Consider the following 8,046-nt stretch of genomic DNA (forward strand, 5'->3'; position numbering starts at 1 on the left):
CCGATCCCACGCCTACTGCGGGGCACTCGGCACGGCATCTCGCCGCACGGGTGTGAAGGGAACGATGCTCCGCATCGACCCCTTCGCCCCCGCACGCCGAGCTACCGCACCGAGCACCTCCTCGCTACGGCGTGAGATCGGGAGCCGTGCTCTAGGGTGAGTTGTGTGATGCGGAGGGTTGGATGAGTGCGCTGCCGCGCGGGAGCACGGTACGGCGGGACGCCGGGCTGTACGGGTACGAGCGGGCGCTGCGACGCGTCGGCCTGGATCCGATCGCCGGCGTCGACGAGGCGGGTCGTGGGCCGTGTGCGGGCCCGCTGGTGGCCGCGGCGGTGATCCTGCCGGACGGCAAGCGCGGCCAGATCCCGGAGTTGGCCGACTCCAAGCTGCTGACCGCGAAGGCCCGGGAGCGGTGCTACGAGCAGATCCGGCAGCGGGCACTGGCCTGGTCGGTGGTGGCGATCGAGGCACCCGAGTGCGACCGGCTCGGCATGCACGTGGCGAACGTGGAAGCACTTCGCCGGGCGCTGTTCCGGCTCGACGTCCGGGCGGAGTACGTCCTCACCGACGGTTTCCCGGTCGACGGCCTCGGCGTACCGGGACTGGCGATCTGGAAGGGTGACCGCGTGGCGGCTTGCATCGCAGCCGCGTCCGTGATCGCCAAAGTGACCCGGGATCGGGTGATGGAGCACTGGGACAAGGAGTACCCGCAGTACGGGTTCGGGATCCACAAGGGTTACTGCACCCCGGAACACCAGGCGGCGCTGGACGAATACGGCCCGTGCCCACAACATCGACGGCGGTTCGAGAATGTCCGCCGCAGTCTGCGGCCCGACATGGGACAGAATGTGACCAGTCCCACCGGAGTGGAGAGCCTGTATGAGCGCTGACGACCTTGAGAAGTACGAGACCGATATGGAGCTCCAGCTCTATCGGGAGTACAAGGACGTCGTCGGGATCTTCAAGTACGTCGTCGAGACCGAACGGCGCTTCTACCTGTGCAACGCGGTCGACCTGAAGGTCCGCACCGAGGGCGGCGACGTGTACTTCGAGGTCACGATGGCCGACGCGTGGGTCTGGGACGTCTACCGTTCGGCCCGCTTCGTGAAGAACGCGAAGGTGGTCACCTTCCGCGACGTCAACATCGAAGAGCTCGCGAAGTCCGACCTCGAGGTCCCGAAGGACTCCGACTTCGGTCGCTGACGTTGTCCACAGGCGGAAACTGAGGTCCGTTCCGCTGGCCTGATCCCGGCATCTTCATTGTCGGAGGTGGTCAGCGATGCGGACCAAGAACACCGTCGGACGGTACGGCGAGGATCTCGCCGCGAGGTATCTCAGCGGAGCCGGCTTCGCCGTGCTCGAGCGCAACTGGCGCTGCGAGTTCGGCGAGATCGACATCGTGGCACGCGAGGGGAACACACTCGTCGTCTGCGAGGTGAAGACCCGCCGCGGGCTGGGCTACGGCAGCCCCGCGGAGTCAATCACCTATCGGAAGCTGGCGACGCTGCGCAGGCTCGCCGGGCGCTGGTTACAGGCGCATGACCTCAGACCGGCGGAGATCCGGATCGACGTCATCTCGATCCTCTTCGACAACAACACGCCGCCGCGTGTCGACCATGTCCGGGGTGCTGTCTGATGGCGCTCGCGCAGACCTGGTCGGTGGCGCTGGTCGGGCTGGAGGGTCACCTCGTCGAGGTCGAGACCGACATCGCCCAGGGCCTGCCGAAGACCACCCTGATCGGCCTTCCGGACGCCTCGCTGTCCGAGGCCCGCGACCGCGTCCGCGCCGCGGTGGTGAACAGCGGTGAGCGGTTCCCCGACCGCAAGGTCACGATCGGCCTGTCACCGGCCACGCTGCCGAAGACGGGCTCGCACTACGACGTCGCGATCGCGCTGTCACTGCTCACGGCCGCCGGCGCCGTCGACCCGGGCGCCCTCCGCCGGACCGCGATCATCGGCGAGCTCGGCCTCGACGGCCGGATCCGCGAGGTCCGCGGCGCACTCGCCATGACCTTGGCCGCGTCCCGCGCAGGCTTCGACCGCATCGTCGTCCCCGACCTGAACGTCGGCGAGGCCCGCCTCGTCCCCGGTATCCAGGTGTACGGCGCTCGCTCGCTGCGGCAGGTGCTGGCGCTGCTCCGCGGGGTCGAGGTGCCCGAGGAGGCGCCGCCACGGGCCGAGCCACGGCTGGTGTCGGAGTCGCTGATCCGGGTCCCGTCGGTCGATCTCGAGGACATCATCGGCCAGCACGAAGGCCGCCGGGCGATCGAGGCCGCGGCGGCCGGCGGTCATCACCTGTTCCTGCACGGCCCGCCGGGTTCCGGCAAGACCATGCTCGCCGAGCGGCTGGCCGGCCTGATGCCCGAGCTGAGTACCGACGACTCGCTGGAGGTCTCCGCCGTGCACTCGCTCGCCGGCCTGCTGACGAACGACGCCGAACTGGTGGTCCGACCGCCGTTCATCGCTCCGCACCACACGGCATCGCTGGTTAGCCTGGTCGGCGGCGGATCGGGTGTCCCGCGCCCGGGCGCGATCAGCTGCGCACACCGGGGCATCCTGTTCATCGACGAGGCGCCGGAGATGCACCCGCTGACGCTGGACACGCTGCGTCAGCCGCTCGAGTCCGGTTTCGTCGAGGTCCATAGGGCAGCGGCGGTCGCCAAGTTCCCGGCGCGCTTCATGCTGGTGCTGGCCGCCAACCCGTGCCCGTGCGGTCTGGCCGGCACCGAGCAGGGCGTCTGCAACTGCACTCCACAGGTGCTCGCGCGCTACCGGCAGCGGATCAGCGGTCCGATCAAGGACCGCCTGGACATCCAGCGCCAGATCCTGCCAGCGGCCCGCACCACCGCCACCGGCGAGCAGGCCGAGTCGACTGCCGTCGTGGCCGCCCGGGTCCAAGCCGCCCGCGACCGCCAGACACACCGCTACCGCAACACGGCCTGGACCCTGAACAGCGAGATCCCCGGCCCGGTCCTGCGCCGCGAGTATCCGCTCGACGACGCCGGCCAGCAGCTTCTCGAGGCGCACTACACCGCCGGCCGCCTGACCGCCCGCGGCTTCGACCGAGTGGTCCGCCTCGCGTGGACCCTGGCCGACCTGGCCGGCCGCGACATCCCCACGGTCGAGCACACCCACGAAGCTTTCCAGCTCCGTTCCGGCCACACCCTGACGCCGCTCACCGACCACCGCCCCCTCAAAGGACCCACGCCATGACCCACGCCGCGACCCTCAAAAGGACCCTCGCAACAACGCCCACCATCGAGCTCGGCGCGCGGGAAGCCGGATCCGGAGGCGCCGGCAGTGGTGGATTCGGCCCGGGGACGACCACGGTGGTTGCCGACGGCAATGGAGATCAGGAACGCCTGGCCCGGGTCGGCCTGTGCCGTGTCATCGAGCCAGGGGATCTCGCCGCGCTGAAGGCCTTCGACGGCCTGTCCGCGCAGGAGATCTGGGACCGCCTGCACCACAACAGACCGGAGGACGAGCGCTGGTCCACCCGCCTCGCCACGGCCGACCCACACCGCGACCTCGAACGTGCCACCGCCGTCGGAGCCCGCTTCGTGATTCCCGGCGACGACGAGTGGCCCGAGCAGATCGACGTCCTGCACGAGGCAGGCCAGCTGTCCCGGCGCGCCGGCGTACCGTTCGGCCTCTGGGTCCGCGGCCGCGCCAACCTCCGCCGCGCCGTGTCGCGCGCCGTCGCCATGGTCGGCTCCCGCGCCTGCTCGTCGTACGGCGAACACGTGGCAGCCGAGCTCTCCTCCGGCCTCGCGGACAACGGCGTCACGATCGTCTCCGGTGGCGCGTACGGCATCGACGCCGCCGCACACCGTGGCGCCTTGTCCGCTGCCGGACTGACGATCGCGGTCCTGGCCTGCGGGGTCGACGTCAGCTACCCGAAACGCAACGCGGCGCTTCTCAGCCGCATCGCCGAGGACGGCCTCGTCGTCGCCGAGCTTCCACCCGGGTGCGCACCGACAAAGCTCCGCTTCCTGGCCCGCAACCGCCTGATCGCGGCAGTTGCCCAAGGCACCGTGGTCATCGAGGCAGCCGTCCGCAGCGGCGCCCTCAACACCGCCGGCTGGGCCGAGCAATGCGGCCGTACAGTCCTCGCCGTCCCCGGCCCGGTCACGTCCCGCATGTCGGCAGGCAGCCACCTGCTGGTCCGCGAACGCAACGCGGTCCTGGCAACCAACGTCGCCGACATCATCGAGGCAACGTCCCCGCTCGGCACCGGCCTCGCCCCGCCTCCGCGAGCCCCGCAAACCATCACCGACACCTTGAGCCCCGACGTCCAACGCACCCTCGACGCCGTCCCGGTCCAGACCCCCGCCCCGGCCGTCCGGATCGCCACCACCGCCGGCCTCGACCTCCCCACCACCGAACGTTCCCTCAGAACCCTCGCGGCCCTGACCCTGATAACCCAGACCCCAACCGGCTGGCGCCTCCCACCCCCAACACCAACCTAGAGCTCCGGCCAACGGGTGACGGTCAAGTCAAAGCAGGGCGGCGGCGAATTGGTGGTAATGGGCGCTCCACCAGTGGCGTCGGCGGTCGAACTTTTCGATGCCTCCCCTCCGGCTCAGCATCGCGACGGTGTTCGAGCCGCCCGCAGCGATGCTGCGTCGCGCGGCCGCTTCGATGCGGGTCAAGGCATCGGTGACGGCGGTCAGCAATTCTGCGCGGCCACCCGGCTCCAGCCCGTAGGCGTCGGCAACGAGTCGTAGCCGTGCCGCCCTGTCGGCGGGCAACCAGCCGATCCGGTGCTGGTCGAAGTCGTCCTCGATCGGTACACAGAGGCGGGCGAGCTGGGCGAGGTCGTAGACGGGGCGGCCAGGGGCGGCGAACTCGAAGTCGAGCAGCGCAACGGCGATTCCGTCACGGAAGACGACGTTCGAGAGCTCCACATCGTTGTGGCAGACCACAGTTCCGCCCGCGGGGTCGGCGAGACCCTCGTTCCAGCTGAGACCCTGAGGATCGAACTCACGTGCGGCGTCGTGCAGTCCGCGCAGCAGCCTGGCGACGGAGGCCAGCGCGGCGTCGGACTGGCTCCACTCCGGATAGGGCGCCACAGGCACCTCGCCCTCGATGAACACGAGACGCTCGCGGCCGTCCTCGTCGATGCCGACCGGCATCGGGGCACCGTCGAATCCAGCGTCCTTCACTGCCCGCAGGAATGCGTGGACAGATCCCGAGTACAGACTCGACGGACGAAGAACATGCGGACCGGCACGAACGACCTGGCCAGCGTTCGCGATCCCGCCATCCAGCTGCTGCTCGGCCATTCCAGAAGCTTGACGGGCCTCTAGTTGCGCATGTGTTTGCCGCGGTTGGACTTGGGGGGCTGCTGGTCGGGAGGGGTGCGGATGGCGCGGAGCTCGGTTGAGTGGTCGCGATCGGTGCGGATGACTTGGAGGCCGCCGGTGCCAGGGTCGGTGTCGCCCAGGTCGAAGTCCCAGCTGTCCTCGTTGGCCAGGCGGCTGTGCCAGCGGCCGTAGAGGCCGTAGATCGCGATCCCGATGCCCATCCAGATCAGGAACTTGACCCAGGTGCCGGTCTTCATGTTGAGCATCAGCCAGACGGTCGCCGCCAGCGAGAGCAGCGGGATCAGCGGGACCATCGGGACCCGGAAGCCACGCTCCAGGTTGGGCTCCGTGCGGCGCAGGCGGAGTACGCCGACCGCGCAGAACGCGAAGCAGAACAGGGCGCCGATAACCAGCAGTTCTTCGAGGTCCAGCACCTTCGGGTAAAGCGTGAGCACCAGCGCGGCGACGCCGGCGGCGGCCGCGGCGCGGGCGGGGGAGGAGTACACGCGGCTGACCCTGCCGAGGCTCTTCGGCAGCAGGCCGTCGCGGCCCATGTTGAACAGCACGCGGCTCTGGGCGATCAGCACCACCATGATCACGGTCATCAGCGCGAGCAGGGCGCCGACGTTGACGACCTTCGCGGCCCAGCCGACACCGACCGAGGCGAGGGCCTCGGAGACCGGGGCCTTGCCGCCGAGCTGACCGTACGGGCGCATGCCGACCAGGACGACGGCCATCGCGATGTAGAGGATCGTCACCGCTCCGACGCCGAGCAGCATGCCCTGCGGCACGGTCTTGCGCGGGCTGCGCGCGTCCTCGGACGCGGTCGCGATGAGGTCGAACCCGATGTAGGCGAACACGATCGTGCTCGCCGCCGTGAAGATGCCCATCATCCCGAACGAACCGAACGAGGTGTCCAGGATCCAGCCCAGCACCGTCGGATCCGCCATCGCGGGCGCTGCCCGGGCCGGCGGGATGAACGGGTGGTAGTTCTCCATCTTGATGTGGGTCGCGCCGACGACCACGACCAGCAGGATCACCGCGACCTTCGCGATCACGACGATCGTCAGCACTCGCGAGGACAGCTTGGTGCCGGTCACGATCAGCGCGGTGAGGATCAGTAGCAGCAGCGGGGCGACCAGGTTGACCTTGGCCTCGGGCCCGAAGAACTGCGCGATACCGCTCGGCAGCGTGACGCCGAACCCGTCAAGTGTGGCGAGGAAGTACGCCGACCAGACGCGTGCGACGATCGCCGCCGCGGTGACGAGTTCGAGGACGAGTGCCCAGCCGACCAGCCATGCCCACATCTCGCCGAACGTCACGTAGCTGAACGTGTACGCACTGCCCGAGACCGGGATCGTCGACGACAGTTCGGCGTAGCAGGCCGCGGCCAGCAGACAGACGATCGCGGCGATCACGAACGACAGGATCACTGCCGGTCCGGACACGTTCGCCGCTTGCACGCCGCTGATGCTGAAGATGCCGGAGCCGATCATCACGCCCAGGCCGAGTACAACCAGGTCGCGACGACCGAACAGCCGCGGCAGACGGTGCCGTGCGTCCTCGACTCGAGTGAACGCCGACTCGACCGGCAAACGCCGGCCTACGGTCTGTCCGTTCGCTGAGGGGGCCATGGTCAGGGGTGCCTCCGTTGCTACTAGGGCAATCGGGCCGAACAGTAGTCGACCGTTGGGCTATCGACCAGACCTCCTCTTCTCGGCCTCCGCGCGGTGACTTGCAGTGCCGGGTCGCCTCACGCATCGTCGAGGTATGACGCCGGACGAAGTCAGTGGAAACCGTTCCTGGCCGGAAGGTTTCGCTGTGTTACTTGCTGACTACGAAAGGCATCTGACGGCGGAAAGAGACCTCAGCACTCACTCGGTGAGAGCCTACATCGGAGATGTGTCCGATTTACTCGAACATTTGATTCGGCTTGGTCACGATGATCTCGAGGGCCTCGACATCCGGGGTCTGCGGTCGTGGCTGGCCAAACAGCAAAGTCTGGGGAAATCCCGCAGCACGATGGCCCGCCGGGCGACCGCCGCAAGGGTGTTCACCGGCTGGGCGCAGCGGACCGGGCGGATCAGCACGGATCCCGGAGCGTTGCTCGCCAGCCCGAAAGCGCACAAGACGTTGCCAGGGGTCCTCGGCCAGGCAGACACCCGGACGGTGCTCGACGCCGCCGCGGTCGCCGCGGACGACGGCAGCCCGGTCGGACTCCGCGATCTCGCGATCATGGAGCTGCTGTACGCCACCGGGATCCGGGTCGGCGAGCTGTGCTCCCTCGACGTCGACGACATCGACCGGTCGCGGCGCGTCGTCCGGGTGTTCGGCAAGGGGCGCAAGGAGCGGTCGGTGCCGTACGGCGTGCCGGCCGGACAGGCGATCGAGCGGTGGCTGGCCGAGGCCCGGCCGAAGCTCGTGCGCGAGGGGAGCGGGCCGGCGGCGTTCCTCGGTGCGCGCGGCGGCCGGATCGACCAGCGGACGGTACGGCGGATGGTGCACCAGCGGGTGGCTGTCGTCGACGCTGACCTGGCGCCGCACGGGCTCCGGCATACCGCGGCCACGCACCTGTTGGAGGGCGGGGCCGACCTGCGCAGCGTGCAGGAACTGCTCGGTCACGCATCGCTGGCGACCACGCAGATCTACACCCACGTCTCCACCGACCGCCTGCGACAGGCCTACCAGCAAGCGCATCCAAGAGCCTGACCCACCGCCCGACGCACCGCCCGACCCGCGT

Annotated in this window: 8 protein-coding genes; 6 read left to right on the forward strand and 2 right to left on the reverse strand. The window is 69.3% G+C overall.

Translation table 11 applies throughout. The features are described 5' to 3' along the window. The first annotated feature begins 182 nt into the window (after positions 1–182). From AB0M51_RS09960 to dprA, 5 genes are all read left to right on the forward strand, one after another. Positions 183–890 (forward strand): ribonuclease HII, encoded by a 708-nt coding sequence (locus tag AB0M51_RS09960; protein ID WP_344188134.1) that lies wholly within the window; start codon positions 183–185, stop codon positions 888–890. Next, the gene (locus AB0M51_RS09965; RefSeq protein ID WP_012922325.1) at positions 880–1,203 is read left to right on the forward strand and encodes a DUF2469 domain-containing protein; all 324 of its coding nucleotides are present in this window, start codon (positions 880–882) and stop codon (positions 1,201–1,203) included. The genes AB0M51_RS09960 and AB0M51_RS09965 overlap by 11 nt, the downstream gene beginning before the upstream one ends. Before the next feature lie 76 nt (positions 1,204–1,279). Further along, a complete protein-coding gene (locus AB0M51_RS09970; protein ID WP_344188133.1) occupies positions 1,280–1,636 on the forward strand; it encodes a YraN family protein in 357 nt (118 codons plus the stop codon). Continuing rightward, positions 1,636–3,213 (forward strand): YifB family Mg chelatase-like AAA ATPase, encoded by a 1,578-nt coding sequence (locus tag AB0M51_RS09975; protein ID WP_344188132.1) that lies wholly within the window; start codon positions 1,636–1,638, stop codon positions 3,211–3,213. Before AB0M51_RS09970 ends, AB0M51_RS09975 begins: the two co-directional genes overlap by 1 nt. Further along, positions 3,210–4,469: a DNA-processing protein DprA gene (gene dprA / locus AB0M51_RS09980; protein ID WP_363748795.1), complete on the forward strand. Its 1,260-nt coding sequence runs from the start codon at positions 3,210–3,212 to the stop codon at positions 4,467–4,469. The genes AB0M51_RS09975 and dprA overlap by 4 nt, the downstream gene beginning before the upstream one ends. A 27-nt stretch (positions 4,470–4,496) precedes the next feature. Here the strand turns inward: dprA and AB0M51_RS09985 are convergent, their stop codons facing one another. Further along, on the reverse strand, positions 4,497–5,285 hold the full coding sequence (locus AB0M51_RS09985) for a phosphotransferase (RefSeq protein WP_344188130.1): 789 nt from the start codon (positions 5,283–5,285) through the stop codon (positions 4,497–4,499). Between the two features lie 20 nt (positions 5,286–5,305). Beyond that, positions 5,306–6,940 (reverse strand): amino acid permease, encoded by a 1,635-nt coding sequence (locus AB0M51_RS09990; RefSeq protein ID WP_363748797.1) that lies wholly within the window; start codon positions 6,938–6,940, stop codon positions 5,306–5,308. 136 nt (positions 6,941–7,076) lie between these two features. On the opposite strand from AB0M51_RS09990, the gene AB0M51_RS09995 reads away from it, so the two are divergent. Further along, a complete protein-coding gene (locus tag AB0M51_RS09995) occupies positions 7,077–8,015 on the forward strand; it encodes a tyrosine recombinase XerC (RefSeq protein WP_344188128.1) in 939 nt (312 codons plus the stop codon). The last annotated feature ends 31 nt before the right edge of the window (positions 8,016–8,046 follow it).

This window comes from Kribbella sp. NPDC051137 (assembly GCF_040682535.1).
Lineage (GTDB): Bacteria > Actinomycetota > Actinomycetes > Propionibacteriales > Kribbellaceae > Kribbella > Kribbella karoonensis.